Source organism: Bdellovibrio sp. ArHS (genome assembly GCF_000786105.1).
Taxonomy (GTDB): domain Bacteria; phylum Bdellovibrionota; class Bdellovibrionia; order Bdellovibrionales; family Bdellovibrionaceae; genus Bdellovibrio.
In genome coordinates this window covers 44,332-61,750 of the sequence record NZ_JTEV01000004.1, presented here as the reverse complement: position 1 = coordinate 61,750, position 17,419 = coordinate 44,332, and the positions used below count along the sequence as shown (strand labels likewise).

The window sequence follows — 17,419 nt, the reverse complement described above, 5'->3', positions numbered from 1 at the left end:
TTCTTACGCTCTGGCTTTTTTAAGATTCAACTTTTCCATCAAAAGCACCAGCGGAGCTGCTACGTAGATAGAAGAGTACGTACCGAAGAAGATCCCCACACACATCGCGAAGGCAATGTCTTCAACTGTACCGTCGGCAAAAACGTACAAACAGATCGCAGAAATGAATGTCGTGCCTGAAGTGATCAGGGTACGAACCAACATTTCATTGATAGATCTATTGATAACGAATCCGAATCCTTTTTCGTGGTGATGACCTTCGATTTCACGGATACGGTCAAAAACCACGATCGTATCATTCAGCGAGAAGCCGATCAAAGTCATGATCGCCGCCAAAATAGCCACGTTCACTTCTTTACCTACGGCCACGAAAACCGCCAAAGTGATCACCGCATCATGGAATAGACACAAAACCGCACCAGGAGCGAATTTGTAGTCAAAGCGAAGCGCCACGTAAATCAAGATAACCAACAAACAGTAGAAAACTGCCAGAAGGCCATTACGTTTAAGCTCCGCCCCTACCTGAGGACCCACAGTATCAACACGACGAATGTCAGGCTCAGCCGAAGCAAACTTCGTTGTGATCACACCACGAATCTGCGTCAAATCCGCATTAAGGATTTCATTCGTTTCTTTATCGGTTTTACCCGTGCGGCCTTGGAAACGAACGATGTATTCATTTCCCTCGCCGAAAGATTGAACTCCCACTTCGCCCAACTTCAGATCATCGATAGATTTACGAAGATCCTCAATTGTCACAGCCTGCGCAAACTTCACCTGAATTTCTGTTCCACCCTTGAAGTCGATACCGTAGTTGATACCGTTCACAGCAAGATAAATCAGAGAAGCAATTGTTAAAAATAGAGAAATGCCCCCAAACAACCAGGCTTTTCCAACAAAATCAAAACGTCCGAAAGAATCATTTTTAATAGTCATGCTGCACCTTCTACACTGCCAACTTTTTCACTTTAAATTTGTGAACCAAAAGATCCACGATGACTTTCGATACGAATACGTTTGCGAACATAGAAGTCACAATACCGATCAAAAGAGTCACAGCGAAACCACGCACCGGACCTGTACCGAAGTACAACAAAACCACAGCTGTTGCCGCCGTTGTAACGTTGGCGTCAATGATCGCCGACATCGCACGATGATAACCTTCTTTCACCGCCACAGTAATTCCGTGACCTAAACGAAGCTCTTCTTTGATACGCTCATTAATCAGAACGTTGGCGTCAACCGCAAAACCCACAGTCAGAGCAATACCGGCGATCCCCGGCAAAGTCAGAGTAAAACCCATGCTCGTCATCAAGGCGAACAAAGAAAGAATATTCACACCCAATGCAACACTCGCAACAACGCCCATTGCTCGGTAGTAAACCAACATGAAAATAACGATGATAGCGGCGCCGACATAGGATCCCAGCTTCGCTTTATCAATCGCATCCGCACCCAAAGTAGGTCCAACACGACGCTCTTCCAATTGCTCCAAAGAAGCTGGCAAAGCACCCGCGCGAAGGGCGGTGGAAATCATCTTCGCTTCATCCATCATTCCATTACGGTCACGGCCACCACCCAAAGTGATCACCGCCTGACCGCCAGCAATACGATCACGAATGCTTGGTGCTGATTTAACAACTTTATCCAAAACAATCGCCATCTGTCTGTTGACGTTATTGCCAGTCAGGTCCGCGAACTTTGTCGCCCCCGCTGAGTTGAAATGCAATGATACTTGAGGAGCCCCGTATTGATCGTAACCCACAAATGCGTCATCCAAAGCATTGCCGCCTAAATCCGTGTCCGTTTTTAGAAGGAATGGGATCGCACCGGCTTCCATCGTCGTCGCATTCGCTGATTTTTCGAAATAGATCACCGATTTTTCCGGCAATTTGGCAGCCAAGTCCGCATTGAGCTTGGTGACGTAGTCGGAATACTTCATGGTCGTCATGTTATAATTTCCAGCTTTTTCCGCATCTGCGATCATCGCTTGAAGCTCTTGCTGGGACTTTTCATTAGACACGATCATGAAATCCAATTTCGCCGTTGTATTGATCAACTGCTTCGCTTTTTCCGCATCCGCCATACCCGGAAGCTGAATCAGAATGCGATTAGAACCTTGCTGAGAAATAGACGGTTCTGCCACACCGAATTCATCGATACGGTTACGGATAGTTTCAATGGCCTGCTGAATGACGCGATTTTTGTAGTCATTCAAATAAGCATCGAAGTAACGAGTTGTGATCGACGTGTCTGTTGAGTTCATAACCTGCAGAACAGTCGAGTACTTTTCTGATAAGAACTTTTCCACAGCTGCCTTACCAGCTGCATCGTTCACATCAATAGTTAGCTCACCCAAGTTAGGATTTGCAGATTTCACATCTTTGAAAGCGACATTTTCTTTTTGCATGTCTGCTTTCATCGAAGTGATCAGGCGGTTTGTACTTTCAGAAACAACGCCATCCACGTCCACGCCCATCACCAGGTGCAAACCACCCTGGATGTCCAAACCGTAGTTCAGCTTTTGTTTTGAAGGCCACCAAGCCTTTTCACCGAAATTAATAACATTTGGGAGTACCCAAACGATGGCTGCCGCCACGCCAAGTGCTGCGAGAATAGATCTCCAACGAAGTCCTTCCATTATTTCTTTTCCTCTGCTGTTGCTGCCTTCTGAGATGTTGCAATCTGACTGCGAAGCATTTTTACTTTCACACCGTCAGCGATTTCCAAAGTAACGAATTGATCCGTGATGCCTTCCACGCGACCCAAGATGCCAGATGACGTGACCACTTCATCGCCACGTTTTACTTCCGACAAAAACTTCTGATGATCCTTTTGTCTTTTGGCTTGAGGGCGGATGATGAGGAAATAGAAAATAACGAAGATGAAGATAAATGGCACAAACATTTCAAAGGCTGAGGGTTGAGTGCCTGTTGCTGTCTGCGCATGAGCTGTTGATGCAAGAAGTCCAAATAACATGATTCCTCCAAGTTAATAACTGACAGTAAAATTCAGCATTATTCTTGAGAAGAATCAATATTTTAGTCGAGGGAGCTCGCAGATAAGGTTTTTCTGCGTTGCCGCGTCGAAGCGGCTAGCTGTCCTTCTTTGCGAATCGCGTCAAGCAGTCGTTGCGATACTCTTCCCAACGGCCTTCTTCAATGGCCTTACGGGCACGCTCCATCAATTTCATATAGAAATAAATATTGTGAATCGTGTTCAAGCGCGAGCCTAAAATCTCACCACTCAGGAATAAGTGGCGCAAATACGATTTGCTGTAATTGCGACAAGTATAACAATCACATTCAGGATCCAGAGGCGATGGGTCCTCACGGTACTCGCTGCGTTTGATACTGACCTTCCCCCGCCAAGTGAAGATGGTTCCGTTACGTGCCACTCTTGTAGGCATAACGCAGTCAAACATGTCGATGCCTGAATCTATAGCAATAATAAGATCCGTAGGCGTCCCCACTCCCATCAAATAGCGTGGCTTATTGGCTGGCATTTTGGGCGCGACATGCGGCAGAAGCTCATGCATCAGGTGAATGGGTTCTCCCACACTGAAACCACCCAAAGCGTAGCCCGGCAGGTCCACAGAGCAAATCTGTTCCATGCTTTTCAGACGATGCTTCAGACTGAGGCCGCCTTGCACGATCCCGAACAACAAACTTTCTTTACGAACCATGGCATCACGCGAACGCAACAACCAACGATAGGTCAAGGCCATGGACTTATCGATCTCTTCTTCCGTTGCCGGATACTGAAGACATTCGTCAAAGGCCATGATGATATCAGAGCCCAGATCCATCTGGATCTCCATGCTCTTTTCAGGGGAAATAAAGTGTTTGGCACCATCCAGATGCGAACGAAATTCCACACCCTCTTCGGACATGTTGCGCAACTGAGACAAAGAGAAAACTTGAAATCCACCAGAGTCCGTCAGAATCGGGCCATGCCAATTCATAAACTTATGCAGACCACCCATCTTCGCGATGGTTTTTTCTCCGGGACGTAAATGCAAATGATAGGTGTTGCCCAGAACCACCTGAGTTCCGCACTCTTTCAGCTCTTCCGGAGTCATCGCCTTCACCGTAGCCTTGGTACCGACCGCCATAAAGACCGGCGTTTGCACCGGGCCATGAGCTGTCATAAGGGTCGCGCGACGTGCGTTTCCGGCCGTATGATGAACTTTGAATTCGCCTGTGGTCATGGTTTTGTTTCCGTCTAACATTTAATCCTCAATTGGCAGGGGCTCCGGCTTGTCGTCTCTTGTCCAACAAGAAAGGTCTCCGTAAGAAAAGAGCCGGAACTTTCTCTCAATAGCCCAGTGATAGCAAGCTTTTACTGTTTCCAGGGAAGAAAATCCAGCGACCAGGGCTAAGAGCGTGGACTGGGGCTGATGAAAGTTCGTTAACAGGCGATCGACGACTTTAAACTGATATCCTGACTGAATAAGAAGCTTCGTAAATCCGCGAAATCCCTCTGAAGAATTTCCCTGCAATAAACCTTGCGCGGCACTTTCCAGCGAACGGGTCGTGGTCGTCCCCAAAGACCAGACTTTGCCGCCCTTTTTACGAGTGTTGTTCACGACTTCCCAAGTGGCTGCCGGGATCTCTACATATTCTTCGTGCATATCATGGTCGTTCAGATCTTCGGCGGTCACCGGCAAAAAGGTGCCCAAGCCCACGTGCAAAGTGACCTCGCCAATGACGACACCCTGGGCTTTTAAGGTTTCCATGTCTTGCGCAGAAAAGTGCAAACTTGCGGTCGGCGCCGCAAAACTTCCTGGAGATTTTGCCCAGGCGGTTTGATACCAAGACTCATCCGCCTCGACCGTGTGACGTTGATCCCGGGCTTTTTGAATGTAAGGAGGCAAAGGCAGTTCGGCGACTTTCTGAAAGTAGTCTTCTTGGACCTCTTGGCTGAGGCGCACTTTTTGCGGGCGACCTTTTTCAAGCAAAGTCATACTCAGTCCCAAAGGCAGCTCTAAGACCGCTCCGACTTTGTATTTTTTTGAAGGGAATAAAACTTCCCACTCCAAAGCCTGAAGCTGCTTGAGAAAAAGAATTTCTACATCTCCTGCAAATACGCGACGCTTTAACACCCGCGTATTATTAACAACCAGCACATCGCCGGCGGGAATGCGCGCCATCAGATCCTGCAAGGAAATTTCTTGCGGTCTGCCGTGCCCAACCCACATCACGCGGGATGGCCTTTGCGGAGACGTCGCGATCAACTCTTCGGGAAAGGTGTAATCTAAATCTGCCAATTTCATGAGCCCCGTTAAATACCACATTTTTAAGGGGGCCGCTTCTTTTTTGTACTTCAGCGCGGCATTCGCTGCAGCGAAGTACAAAAAAAGGTAGGATGTTTTTATGAGTGCGGGTCCTTTATTGCTTATCGGTTCGGCTTTTTTGCATGCGGGCTGGAATGCCCTGGCCAAAAACTCGAACGACAAAGAAAGCTTTCTATTTTTAACGATTTTACTTTCAGGAATTTTCACATTTCTGACCGTCCTTATCTTCGGCCACATGGAATACCCCAATAAAATCGTAATAACTCTGGGAGTTGTTTCCGGAATATTTGAGGGACTGTATTTTTTAACTTTAGCAAAAGCTCTGCGCGCCACCAGCCTGGGAAAGTCTTATAGTATTATGCGCGGAGGAGCGATGATCGTGGTCTGGATTGTCTCGACTCTCTTTCTTCACGAACAAGCGGCGGCCGTACAATATCTCGGGGCCTTCATTATTTTTTCCGGCATCATTGCCATGAACTTAGCGGGAAAGCAGGCTGAGGACGCCTTCTTCGACAAGCAGGACATGTGGTCCTATCTCAGTGCTATTTTTATTGCGGGTTATCATCTTACTTACCATCAAGCCTTGGAACAAGGCGCGGAACCGCGCACTCTCTTTTTTATTGCCATGGTGATATCTTTGCCCTTTTTATTTTGGAGTCTTCGTCAGAACCCGTTCACAAGAATAAAATCGACACTGCAAACTCAGGGCGGGACAGTTTTAGCGACGGGCGCTGGCGCCACGGCCTCGTTTTTGATCTTTCTTTATGGTTTAAAAGTCTCGGCTCCTGGCTTTGCCATTTCATTGCGAAACACATCCATTTTTTTTGCTGTCGTCTTTTCGTACTTCCTAAAAGAAGCTCTGACGAAAAAACAAATACTCAGCGCCTGTGCCATCGGCATCGGCGCCTTTCTTCTAAGTTTGTAAGAGCCTTTTTACAATGTCAGCGGCAGCGATATACTTACGACGCCCAACTTGTTTTTTAATTTATTGTCGATCTCGCCGGAAAGCGGGCCGGCTTTTTCTATATTCGTGTCGTCGTATTCCAAATCCATGTACTCGACGTTAAGACTGACCATGAAAATTTTGAATCCAAGTCCGACCTTGGGGCCTTTGGCTCCCGTAAATTTCACATCCAGGCCACCGCTTTCGTCAGGATCCAGTTCGCCGCCAAAAATATACCCGCCCCAGATGCGCAAGCCGATGTGAGGCATCTGCCCGCCCAGAATCATACCGTATAAAGTCGACTTTGCATCGGCATCATAATCCGACGCTGAGTTTTCAAATTTTGGTTGCGAGTACGCACCATCCAATCCCACAAAAAAGGCAGATTCGTAGTGGAAACCCAGCTTGAGGTTCGCCCCCAACCCCTTCGTGTTTCCCGTAGAATCCCCCAAGGGCGTCGGCCACTCCAATTCATTATCTCCCTTTTCATAAGTGATGCCCGGCTCGATGTAAAATCCAGCATAAGCGTGAGTGGACACGAAGAATCCAAACACCAGCAATAAAATACTCAGATTTCTCATGGGGGACCTCCTTCACAGGTTTTTGCGAAACCTACTCCATGTAAACCATAATCACAGCCTTAGAGGCTTTGGCCTTCTGGCCGAAAAATCCGGTTTCGTCTTGAGTTTTTGGCGCGGAACCACTTTGCTCAAGCGCTGTTTTGGTTTTTTCGGTGGGCGTTTTAAAGAACTTCTGAAGTGCGTTGGGTCTTTCGGTCATGTTGTACGTATTGATGTCATTGACAGCGAGTTCTTTTTTTACAAATGCTTTGATGTTTTCACCGCGCTTTTTGGCAAGATCAATATCGGACTTTGAAGCCTTGGTGTCCTTCGCGGGATATTCACGGTCGGCCCAGGCCGCCACTTTTAGTTCGTCGATCTTGCCGCTTTCTTTCGCAGATTTAATCAAACCACGAATTTCTTCTTTCGCAGAGTCATTTAAGGCCGCTTGACCTTCGTCAAACGAAATTTCTGTCACCATCGCGGCGCCCAGATTTTTAGAAGCTGTTTCCGTTTCAGAGTCCACAGCGGCTGCAGCCTTCATTGAAACCAAAGAGAGAAATGCGAAACCTACGGCGACTTTGTTGATTATTTTCATCGAAAACTTCCTTTCCTTGATAATCAGAGAAGGCCCCACCACGGGGCCCCGTCTGTTTAAACTAAATTAATGCCTAACGTTTGTCTGAGCGTGAGCCGCCCATATTCTGACCCTGGTTTTGATTCGAACCTGAGGATCCTCTTTGACTTCCGGAGTTTGATCCCTGTTGGTTGGATTGACTGGTTTGGTTGGGATTTCGGGATTGGTTCCCCTGTTGTTGATTTGATCCTCCTTGCGGATTTCTGGACCCTTCCCCGAATTTGAGGGGTTGATTGGAATTTCCGGTTTGGGAACCGAAGTGTTGCGTGTTTTGTGCTCCATGAGTAGGACCTCGTTGTTCGGGATTGTTAGAAGGCGTCATGCTTTCTCCTTTTTTGTTTTAGTGCAATCACAGGAAGAGCGACTGCACATTCTGTAAAGCAGGAATCGGACCAAGAAGAAAAGACAGTGAGATCGAATAAAAAAGAGACGAAAGATTTTCTGCCTAGGGACGGCCCATCTTGCCCCACAGCTTAAGGGGAATAATTCCGCCTGGGCCGCCTACGAATGACAAAAAGAAAACGCTATTCAGTGATGGCCATCACAATGGACTTTGAAGCCTTCGACGGCGTTTTGACAGCGGTGTCGGTTGTCGGCACACCCGCAACTTCCAAAGATTTTTTCACGCGTGCATCTGCGGTATTAAACATTTCCTGCAAAGCATTGGGTCGTTCCGCCATGCTGTAAGTTTCAACATCAACACCTTTGCTCGCGGCCTCGATATATCTGCGGATCGCCGTATTTCTTTTTTTAACCAGTTCCACCTCGGCCTTTGATAGCTTTTCGGTGTGGGTGGAAGGATATTCCGAATCGCCCCAGGTGATCACCTTAAACTCTTTCACATCACCACGCTTCTTCGCCTGATTTACCACCTGCAGAATATTCTTCTTCATGCCTTCTGATAACGTGGCCGAACCTTTTTTAAACGCAAACTCGGTCACATAGGAGGACTCTTCTTCGGCTGCCACTTGTTTGGCCTCAATACTGGGCCCTGGGGCAGCAGCGGTTTTTTCCGCCTCTTTTTTTTCTTCAGTGGCACAACCAAAAACAAAGGTCGATACTAAACACAGAGACATCAGCTTCACGTTCATAACTCACTCCTATTTTCCTTTTGGGTTTCTATCCATTTGATATTTGTTTTCAAGACCGGTGGGAAGTTCCTTGGTGTAGCCATGCTCCAAAGCGCTTTTCACAATGCCAGCCTTGTCCAAATTCAGTGTTCCTTTTTCATATGAAAAGTTCACTCTCGTCGCGACCGTTTTGTCAGATTTTCTGCTAAAGATCAAATTGGCCAGTTCTCCCGAGATTTCAATCCCGAAATGTTTGACTCCTTGAAAGTCTTTTTTATTCCCCACGGCCTGCATATTTTTAATAAAGGGTTTTGCATACCCCTGAAGCGCATTATCTGCTCCCTTCACTTCCGCATAGACATCCATTTTTCCGCTTTTGAAACTCAAGGGCAGTTTATGGGTCAGAAAAGGATTCAAAGAGGTGATATCAAATTCTTTCACCTCAAATGAAAGGAGCCACTCCGCCGGGACCTTCCACTGATTCACTTCCCCCACGGCGTACATGGTCGCAGAGTCTTGCAGAACCGCCTTGATCTTAGCTAACGTGATCGGGTCCTTCTCTGTCGCGGTGGCGTTGCTCACCCGACCTTCCATTTGTGTGACCTTGATCTTCAGCTCTTCCGGCAGCCCTTTGACATCGGCGATAGACACCTCCGAGTTTTTAATCTCAATACTGGAGATACGAATCGGCAAAACCTTCTTACCAAGTTTTTGCGTGTCTTTGACAGATTGTTCTGCGTTCTTTTTGACGGCCTCCATAAGTTGATTGCTCAACTCCAACTGTAAGCCTTCGATCACCATATCCGTGCGAAGATTTCCATGGAGCAGATCGCGCCACGCTAAAGAGACATCAACATATTCAACCTTTAAAAACCGAAAGGAAGGATCTTTAACTTTAGCTTCAATTCCCTCCAGACGATAGGCGCCGCGCAGAAAACTTAAACTGAGATCGTCGGCGCGAATCAAAAACACTTTTGAAAAATCCCCAAGAAATATATTGAGCGGATATAAAATAAGGTAAGGAAGCGCGATACGAAAAGCGACGAGCAAAAAAAGAAGAATGATGAGTGTGCGTTTTTTCAAACCGGCCTCCGGAATCGATGAGCTTAAAAGAAAAGACCCCCTCGGATTCGAGGGGGTCTTCGAGGGAAACAGACTCAAAACTAAATCTGTTGCGAACGATTTTTTTCGCTGGCTCGTTCATCCGCCGTTTTTTGACTGACTTCAGAGGAGCTGGAAATATCTTTGGCTCCACAGGTCTCAAGAATTCTTTCCGCTTTTTCTTCCCAATCCGAATCATCAACATGAACGGAAAGAAGGATGCCGCCTTCTTTCACAAATTTTTCATATCTTTTGGCTTCATATTCGGGCATTCCGATTCCCACCAGAGCGCCAGCAATTCCACCCACGGCGCCTCCGACTCCCAATCCCGCCAGAGCGGCCATGATCGGACCCGCGGCAACAAGAGGACCGAAAGCAGGTATGGTCGCAATCGCCCCGATACCGGCTAGCCACCCCAACGTTCCACCGACGACCGCGCCAGTGCCGCTACCGACCGCCGCACCTTCTGGGGCTTTAGTCCCTTTTTCATGCGCGAAGGTGGCTGTATCCCCTTTATCGGGCATCAGAACAGAGACGTCCTCGGGACGGAAGCCTTCTACCTTTAAGCTGCTCACGCAGCTTTCCAGACCTGAACGATTTTGAAAAATACCAAACACCACTTTTCTACCTTGTTTAGGCATAACGACCTCCTTGATTTTACAATCTAATAATTTGAAACTTCAGTTTGATTATCTACATTCCTAGCGCCCTGAACCCGCCCAGCCAGTTCTTCAACGCGCGCTTTTTCCTGATTTGTCGCCACGGCACCCTTCAAAGTAATATTTCCGTTTTCAGATATAACTGTAATATTTTTTGCGCGCACAGAAAGTCCAGGGTCATTCACCAGTTGCTGGCGCACTCGGCGTGTCAGATCGGTGTCTGACTGACCCATGGAGGCTTGATCCATGGCTGTCACCCCTGCGGCACCTCCGACAGCTCCTGCACCATAAGAGTTACGGCGTCCCGATGATGAAGACGAAGACATGCCAGATGGTTCCCGGCTGGTTTCAGAGTTTCGCATCGATCGATCATAATTGCTTTCCCTTGCAGATCGACTTGACGAACCCCTGTTCGTGCCATTGGCTTCCCTGTCTAAAGAACTTCCCAGAGACTTGGTTGCCAGCTCCGTGTCTGTCATGTTTTCCCCAATAGCGAACGCCAAAGAAGAACTCAGTCCCACCGCAAGTATTGTGATAATACTTTTTTTCATAATGACCTCCAGTTTTTGATTCTCGTTTTTTTTGCGACCGCTTTAATCATAAGACAAGATGAAAACTCACTCACCGTGTTTGATAGCATCATCTACGGACAAAGCTCTGACGAATGTCACTAGTCGTTCAAAAATGTAATGTGTTTCAAAAAGATTTCTATTTCATGCTGAGACTTGAATTTCCAACTCCAGGAGGAACACGATGGCACAGCAACCCCGAAGTTCACATGGACGTAAGCAAGAAAACCGTCCCCGCCGAATTGATGAGCGCGAGGACTGGTATGAGCGCGACCCCATGGATGAAAGATCCGGTTACAGAAATGATCCGCCGTTTTCAGAGGAACGTCAGACTTTGCGTCGCGATGACCGCTCTGAATATTCGCGCCCGACCGACTATTATCAAAAAAGAAGCTACGATTCGTCCTACGACTACACCGGCCGGGCCTATCCGCGACCACGTTATCAGGGCTCATCGGAATACCGCGAAGAACTGGACAAGGCGTATCGGCAAAACTATGGCGAATACAACCCCGCTTCGGCAGCCTATGCTCCCTCATCGGGCTTTATCGGGTCTTCTTCGTCATCAAGCTATTTCACCAACCAGCAAGAGTCCGCAACGCAAGGACAGTATTATGGCAAAGGTCCCCGCGGCTTCACACGCACCGATGAGCGCATCAAAGAGGAGGTTTGTGAAGGACTCACGCGCCACGGACTTATCGACGCCCAAGATATTGAAGTGGATGTGGACAACGGCATCGTCACTTTGGCCGGCACCGTGCCCGAACGTAAAATGAAACATCTTGCAGAAGACTGCGCAGAAAGCTGTTTGGGAGTCAAAGACATCGTCAACAACATTCGCGTAAAAAAAGAAGCTGAAGAAGACAGCCTTCCCGCCTCACCGTCCATCGAAAAAACGACCTCCAAAAAAGGCCGAACCACCCCACGACATTAAAAACGAATTAAGGAGATAGAAATGGCACAATCACTTAAAGGAAAAAATATCGCAATTCTCGCTACCGATGGTTTTGAAGAATCCGAATTGTTCGAACCCAAAAAAGCTTTAGATGAAGCCGGAGCCAAAACCACGATCATCTCGTTGCAGGAAGGAAAAATCAAAGCCTGGGCGAAAACGGATTGGGGAAAAAGCATTGACGTGAATGTGACCGTCGAAAAAGCCCGTCCTGAAGACTACGATGGTTTGATGCTACCAGGGGGCGTGATGAATCCCGACAAACTTCGCAATGACAAAAAAGCCGTCGAGTTCACAAAGAAGTTCGCAGAATCGGGAAAACCCATTGCCGCGATTTGCCACGGGCCTCAACTTCTTATCGAAGCCGGCACTGTGAAAGGCCGCCGCATGACATCTTATTCTTCGGTCAAAACCGACTTGAAAAACGCCGGCGCGAACTGGCAGGACGAAGAAGTCGTCACCGACAATGGCTTGGTCACAAGTCGTGGTCCCGATGATATTCCGGCCTTCAATCGAAAAATGATCGAGGAATTTGCGGAAGGCCGACACATGCAGCGTCCCGGAATTGATGCCTCGATTTAAATTTGTTATTTTACATTTCCGATAAAAGCTCTCTTCAGATATGGAGAGAGCTTTTATTTTTCCAACCCTAAGTGGAGTTTGTCGGAGGATTTCTAGGAAGGACGACCAAAGAGCGAGACAATAAAACCTGCAATAGGAATCAAGGAGGTTTTTATGAAAACTCTACTTGTTATCGCACTGACTAGCCTCTTTGCAGCTAGTACGGGAATGGGACAGATGACAACGTCACCCAGCTCGACGGGCACTACGTCGGGAGCAACAACGGGTTCTTCCACCACCAGCACGACAAATACAGGTTCGACATTGGATAACTCTACGTCCAGCGTGAGTGGCGCGCCCACAGGACCCCAAGGTCTGCCTCCCGCAACCAGTCCACAAACTTCACAAAACACTTTGCAACCGGGACAAAGTGAACTGGAACGCTCGCAACTAGAAATGCAAAGAACTATGGAAGAAAACCAACGGGATTTGCAAAACCAAACAACCCCAGCAAGTCCCTCGACAACAACACCCTCCTCAACACCCGGTGGTACCAGCACCTTCTAAGGAGTGAAAATGCCCTGAGACTTTGGCTCCAGGGCATTTTTTATACTTTTAAATCTTTTTCGAAGTAGTCACACAAAGAATCAACCACAGACTCTAAAGACTGGTTTTGCGCAAAGACCTCGCGCTGTTCCTGATAACTGGGCGAGGCCATGTCTTTTTCGACCATATCTTGAAGATATTGTTCATAGCGCATGGCTGCCGCGTCCTCTTTCATTTCCGAAATCAGATCCAATATATCTTGGCGCACGGACTTGGTGTTTCCCTCGTTATCAATCAGAACTTCTGCGTCCAAACCATAGCGAGAAGCTCGCCACTTGTTTTCACGGATCAACCAATCCTGCGGTGTGGGTCGTTGTTGATTACTATCTAATCTTTTTTCCAGATAGCGCGCTAACAAGTGAATGAAAGAAACCAGGCGAGAGGTGCGGCGAATGCCTGGCAGACCATCACAAATACGGATCTCGAGTGTCCCATAGTGAGGACTCGGCCGAAGATCCCACCACACGTCTTTGAAGCTCTCAATACTGCGACTCTTAGTCAGTTTATAAATGATGCTTTCAAAATCCGCCCACGTCTCGACTTTGCAGGGGTGCCCCCCGGCGGGATGCGATTCAAAAATAGTGATGCGCGAAGAAGCGAGGCCAGTATCTCGTCCCGACCAATAAGGTGAACTTGCCGACAACGCCAGGAGATGGGGCAGATAGTACAAAAACTCATTCATCATCTGAATGCAGCGGTCGCCATCTTTCATGCCAATATGGACATGCAACCCATAGATCATCAGCCGTCGGGCAATATGTTGGTTGCGCTCAATAATATATTCGTAGCGCTCGGAAGGATAATAAATCCGATCCTGCCACCGGGCAAAAGGATGCGTGCCATTGGAGGAAATGCGTGCCCCCGCCTTCTGGCAAATGCGATGCAACTCACGAGAGGAAAGCAAAAGTGTTTCTTCCACCTCTTGAACATTGCGACAAATAGGCGTGTCGATTTCCAACATACTTTGGAAAATCTCGGGCTTTAAGTGCGGCCCCGGCAACGACCACTCATCTAGAATTTCTGGAGAAATCGGATAAAGATCACGCGTCTGGGGATTGATGATTTGCAATTCAACTTCCACCCCTAACGTCAGAGATTCCGATTTTCCGAAGGCAATATTTGGTATCGTCATAATTTCACCCTACGGGAAAGATTCTTGTTAGGGCAAATTTATATCGACAAAAACGAATGATAACGCTCTGCTCGCGTTAAATTAGACCTCGGTCTAATTTTTAAATCAGAATATCTGTTAGTTCGCGACTGTCCATTTTTTTGACGAACGATTCTATTTTTCAAATCCGAGCTCCCCTTCTTTCCAAAATTGGAAAAACCGATAAATTCTAACGGCACAAAATAATCCAAAGTTATAAAAAGGCGGTTCCCGTGAAAAAGTTGAAAACATGGTTGTTCGTCGCTCTTTCGTCGATACTTTTCTTTGCGACAACAAGTCATGCGGCCCTGAATCGTGCCGATCTTGGTAGTCTTTCTGCCGGCGTCTACAAAATTGATTTGGGCGATGATTATCAGGTGACAGTACAGATCAATAAAAAATTAGCTGTGACATTGTTGGCAACGGATATTGAATTAGAACCAGCCCTGGCGTCGCACACCCCTTCGCTGAAATCTTTGGCTGGCGGACCTGATGGACTTCCATTTCTTCAAGTTTACGTCATCCTGGGAAGTGACGAAGATACCACGACCTACATCATTCGTCTTTTCCCCAAACAGGACGCTGAAGACCGTGCTTCCCTGGAACTGGTCGATGTCGTGAAGACCGTGAACGACGGCCCCAATTCCTATACAGATGTCACCGTATTGAAAGACGCGAAAATACAAAAACTGAAATAGCAACGAGCCCCCGCTCCTCCGCCGAATCAAGGCGACGCCGTCGAAAAAGAAACACTGAAAAAACACATCCCTTCTACCGCCATCGTGGTGGTAGAACCTGGATTGCTTAGTTTATCAAAAAACTTTAACCTGACATCGCGGTCACTTATGCAAGAACAAATATCTAAAGGAGAGCTTATGAGCTACGTGGACGGATATCTCATTCCTGTGAAAAAGACCAAAATCAATGCCTACAAAAAAATGGCAAAGCTTGGCTGCAAAATATGGATGGAGCACGGAGCTCTGCAATACTTCGAATGCGTTGGGGCCAATCTTAAAAGCCCGTGGGGTACCCCTTTTGCAAAAGTCTATAAATTGAAAGCGAATGAAACCTTGATTTTTGCGTTTATCATTTACAAAAACAAAGCCCATCGCAACAAGGTCGTCAAAAAAGTCTACGCGGATCCGCGCATGCAGGCACAAAACGGCGAGATGCCTTTTGATATGAAACGGTTTTCAGTAGGAGAATTTAAAGCGGTTGTGGAAGCTTAGTAACGTTGCTTTCAGCGGGCCTTGCCGAAAAATTGGGTCCGACGGATCTTCTTAAAGCCTCATCTGTGCTGATATCATAAAGTATAGACCTCTCCTAGAGGGTTGTCAAAAAAAACCGTACTGTTGGGCTCTTTATTTTCACCCCATTGAATTTCTCTTCCCTTTTTTATAAAGCCTTCCCACCATCAAGGTGGAGGCGCCGATGACCAAATCGCTGACACTGAAAGCAGATTCCCAAAGTTTATTAACGCAACTCATTGCCAATGCAGATCTGGTTCGCGATATTCAGAACCTTGATTCAGGGGTTGTTAAAAAAATTATTCAGCAGATCGGCTTAGAGGACGCGGGCGAATTTCTAATGCTCGTCAGTTCAGAACAACTTCACGATGCTATGGAACAAGATATCTGGTTAAGCCCAAAGCAGGGCGCTGACGAACAGCTCAACTCTGAGCGTTTCCTCACCTGGCTAGAAATTCTTTTAGAGATTGGCGCCTCTTTCGCCGTCGAAAAAATCGCGGAAATGGACGAAGATCTTCTTTGCGCCGTGCTCGCAGAAAAGATTTTGGCTATCGAAAACGATGAGCTGGCCTTGATGGCCCAGGAAGCCGATGAAGACGAACACAGTAAAAACCGCTACCTGGAAAAAGCCCTGGAAAGCGTTCACAATATGGACCTGGGTGAATATGTCATTATGGCTAAATCCGCCCAGCATTGGGACACGATCTCGCATCTTTTAATAGCTATGCAAAAAGAGCATCAGGATATTTTAGATCGTCTTCTTTCGCGCCTACAAAGAATCAGCCTGGAGGAGATTGATGACTCGGACGGACTTTATGAACTTCTGAGCGAAGGTGAAGTGATCACAGGTGATGTCACCGCTAAACGCAGCGAGCGCCGTGAAGAGCAAGGTTTTGTTACCGCCTCAACGTCCACAGCATTCTTAAAAATGATCGAACAAAGCACGCTGGCAGAGCTGCAGTCTGAGAAGGAGCAGGATCACATCACTAAAATGTACTTTCGCAACCTTAAGCCTGGTAAACCTCAGGGGGTTAAAACGATTTCGCCAAATCTTCTACAAATCCTCAAAATGCACAGCCTTCACGCGGAAACAAGTTCAACTCCTTTGCAGCTATCTTCGGCCAAAGAAAGATCGGCTATTCGAAACTATCTCACCGAACTGCGGACGAGCAACCAAGAGCTTTTTCAGAAAAAACTTGGCGAGCTGAACTATCTGGCGAATATTTTAATGACCGGATATCAGCATCGAAAAGAACCTTTGCGTCCTATTGAAGCCATGGATTTAGCCATATCTGTTTGTGATCGCGGTTTTCAAGTCGCTCAGAGTATGCAAGACGATATCAACGAAGGTGAACTCGTGAAGCTGTTTAAAATCGGCTGGAAGAAATTTAAGAAGTAATTTGCGTTCATAGATTCCACGTTTTTTTTCAGTCCTGACCACCTCGGAGCGAAACACTTTGATGAACCTTCTTGGTAAAGTGGCAAAGGCCCACCAACTCAATACGAACCCCATTGAATAGCCGGAGAATTCATATGAGCTCACTTATTGAAACTCTTAAAGAAGCCCAAAAATATGCCCTGTCCATCGAGCACATTCCCCGAGTTTCTTACCACCACGTGGAATGCGGGTGTTGTCAGCTATGAAGCGGATTTTGTGAATCGAAAAGTCACTTATTACGGAGTTAATGGCGAGTCCTGCGTGGAAGACTATCCGGCCATCGAAATTAAAAAGTAGTTGGAGCCTGGACCGACCCCAGAATGAACAGCAGTTTAAAGCTGTTAGTGGTGCGCGGAGAGGGACTTGAACCCTCACGCTTGCGCATACGCCCCTCAAACGTACGTGTCTACCAATTCCACCATCCGCGCGCGAGACTTAATAAGACCATTGTCATTCCCCAGAGTCAATATATTGCAGTACGCAATAAAATCACGGCCTGGACCTCGAAATGCACACATTTTTAGCAAAAAACTTTAACCTGAATATGTAGCCTACCAGTCCTATGAGTAAGAGCACGGATGCTCTTAAGACGGAAACAAGAAGACGCTAGGATGGCACTGCTTGAATCCG

The 17,419-nt window shown here is 47.2% G+C and carries 19 protein-coding genes, 1 tRNA gene and 1 pseudogene; 8 read left to right on the top strand and 13 right to left on the bottom strand.

Features of this window, described 5'->3' with window-relative positions; translation table 11 throughout:
* Nucleotides 1-3: 3 nt before the first annotated feature.
* From secF to queA, 5 genes are all read right to left on the bottom strand, one after another.
* Nucleotides 4-936: a protein translocase subunit SecF gene (gene secF, locus OM95_RS02545; protein WP_041869978.1), complete on the bottom strand. Its 933-nt coding sequence runs from the start codon at nt 934-936 to the stop codon at nt 4-6.
* Between the two features lie 10 nt (nt 937-946).
* On the bottom strand, nt 947-2,641 hold the full coding sequence (gene secD / locus OM95_RS02540; RefSeq protein ID WP_041869976.1) for a protein translocase subunit SecD: 1,695 nt from the start codon (nt 2,639-2,641) through the stop codon (nt 947-949).
* A complete protein-coding gene (gene yajC, locus OM95_RS02535; RefSeq protein WP_041869974.1) occupies nt 2,641-2,979 on the bottom strand; it encodes a preprotein translocase subunit YajC in 339 nt (112 codons plus the stop codon). Before yajC ends, secD begins: the two co-directional genes overlap by 1 nt.
* 115 nt (nt 2,980-3,094) lie before the next feature.
* Nucleotides 3,095-4,231, bottom strand: coding sequence for a tRNA guanosine(34) transglycosylase Tgt (gene tgt, locus OM95_RS02530; protein ID WP_291515474.1), 1,137 nt, complete (start codon nt 4,229-4,231; stop codon nt 3,095-3,097).
* Nucleotides 4,232-5,356 carry a tRNA preQ1(34) S-adenosylmethionine ribosyltransferase-isomerase QueA gene (gene queA, locus OM95_RS02525; protein ID WP_291515473.1) on the bottom strand — a complete coding sequence of 375 codons (1,125 nt, stop codon included), beginning with the start codon at nt 5,354-5,356 and terminating at the stop codon, nt 4,232-4,234.
* A gap of 19 nt (nt 5,357-5,375) precedes the next feature.
* Between queA and OM95_RS02520 the strand changes: the two genes are divergently transcribed.
* A complete protein-coding gene (locus OM95_RS02520; protein WP_041869972.1) occupies nt 5,376-6,221 on the top strand; it encodes an EamA family transporter in 846 nt (281 codons plus the stop codon).
* An 8-nt stretch (nt 6,222-6,229) separates the two neighbouring features.
* Here OM95_RS02520 and OM95_RS02515 read toward each other — a convergent pair whose 3' ends face one another.
* From OM95_RS02515 to OM95_RS17040, 6 genes are all read right to left on the bottom strand, one after another.
* A complete protein-coding gene (locus OM95_RS02515) occupies nt 6,230-6,820 on the bottom strand; it encodes an outer membrane beta-barrel protein (protein WP_041869971.1) in 591 nt (196 codons plus the stop codon).
* A 31-nt stretch (nt 6,821-6,851) separates the two neighbouring features.
* Entirely contained in the window at nt 6,852-7,397 is a 546-nt protein-coding gene (locus OM95_RS02510) for a hypothetical protein (protein WP_041869969.1), read from the bottom strand.
* Nucleotides 7,398-7,960: 563 nt separating this feature from the next.
* Complete coding sequence (locus OM95_RS02500) at nt 7,961-8,527, bottom strand: hypothetical protein (RefSeq protein ID WP_041869966.1); 567 nt, start codon at nt 8,525-8,527, stop codon at nt 7,961-7,963.
* A 9-nt stretch (nt 8,528-8,536) separates the two neighbouring features.
* A complete protein-coding gene (locus OM95_RS02495; RefSeq protein WP_041869965.1) occupies nt 8,537-9,589 on the bottom strand; it encodes a DUF748 domain-containing protein in 1,053 nt (350 codons plus the stop codon).
* A gap of 80 nt (nt 9,590-9,669) precedes the next feature.
* Nucleotides 9,670-10,248: a hypothetical protein gene (locus tag OM95_RS02490; RefSeq protein ID WP_041869963.1), complete on the bottom strand. Its 579-nt coding sequence runs from the start codon at nt 10,246-10,248 to the stop codon at nt 9,670-9,672.
* A gap of 23 nt (nt 10,249-10,271) precedes the next feature.
* Entirely contained in the window at nt 10,272-10,817 is a 546-nt protein-coding gene (locus tag OM95_RS17040) for a BON domain-containing protein (protein ID WP_291515472.1), read from the bottom strand.
* A gap of 202 nt (nt 10,818-11,019) precedes the next feature.
* Here OM95_RS17040 and OM95_RS02480 point away from each other — a divergent pair, with 202 nt between their 5' ends.
* The 3 genes from OM95_RS02480 to OM95_RS17035 all read left to right on the top strand — a co-directional run bounded on the left by OM95_RS02480 (nt 11,020) and on the right by OM95_RS17035 (nt 12,915).
* Nucleotides 11,020-11,769, top strand: a complete 750-nt coding sequence (locus tag OM95_RS02480) for a BON domain-containing protein (RefSeq protein WP_291515471.1) — start codon at nt 11,020-11,022, stop codon at nt 11,767-11,769.
* 21 nt (nt 11,770-11,790) lie between these two features.
* The gene (locus OM95_RS02475; RefSeq protein WP_041869961.1) at nt 11,791-12,369 is read left to right on the top strand and encodes a type 1 glutamine amidotransferase domain-containing protein; all 579 of its coding nucleotides are present in this window, start codon (nt 11,791-11,793) and stop codon (nt 12,367-12,369) included.
* A 153-nt stretch (nt 12,370-12,522) separates the two neighbouring features.
* Complete coding sequence (locus OM95_RS17035; RefSeq protein WP_291515470.1) at nt 12,523-12,915, top strand: hypothetical protein; 393 nt, start codon at nt 12,523-12,525, stop codon at nt 12,913-12,915.
* A 40-nt stretch (nt 12,916-12,955) separates the two neighbouring features.
* Here OM95_RS17035 and OM95_RS02465 read toward each other — a convergent pair whose 3' ends face one another.
* Entirely contained in the window at nt 12,956-14,086 is a 1,131-nt protein-coding gene (locus tag OM95_RS02465; protein ID WP_041869957.1) for a YbdK family carboxylate-amine ligase, read from the bottom strand.
* 251 nt (nt 14,087-14,337) lie between these two features.
* Between OM95_RS02465 and OM95_RS02460 the strand changes: the two genes are divergently transcribed.
* The 4 genes and pseudogenes from OM95_RS02460 to OM95_RS02445 all read left to right on the top strand — a co-directional run.
* Nucleotides 14,338-14,802 carry a hypothetical protein gene (locus OM95_RS02460; protein ID WP_041869955.1) on the top strand — a complete coding sequence of 155 codons (465 nt, stop codon included), beginning with the start codon at nt 14,338-14,340 and terminating at the stop codon, nt 14,800-14,802.
* A 177-nt stretch (nt 14,803-14,979) separates the two neighbouring features.
* Nucleotides 14,980-15,333, top strand: a complete 354-nt coding sequence (locus OM95_RS02455) for a DUF1428 domain-containing protein (protein WP_041869952.1) — start codon at nt 14,980-14,982, stop codon at nt 15,331-15,333.
* Between the two features lie 202 nt (nt 15,334-15,535).
* Complete coding sequence (locus OM95_RS02450) at nt 15,536-16,750, top strand: DUF6178 family protein (RefSeq protein WP_041869951.1); 1,215 nt, start codon at nt 15,536-15,538, stop codon at nt 16,748-16,750.
* Nucleotides 16,751-16,939: 189 nt separating this feature from the next.
* A pseudogene (locus tag OM95_RS02445) lies at nt 16,940-17,086 on the top strand (DUF1398 domain-containing protein); the annotation flags it as partial.
* 48 nt (nt 17,087-17,134) lie between these two features.
* Here OM95_RS02445 and OM95_RS02440 read toward each other — a convergent pair.
* Nucleotides 17,135-17,217, bottom strand: a tRNA-Leu gene (locus OM95_RS02440).
* Nucleotides 17,218-17,419: the final 202 nt, after the last annotated feature.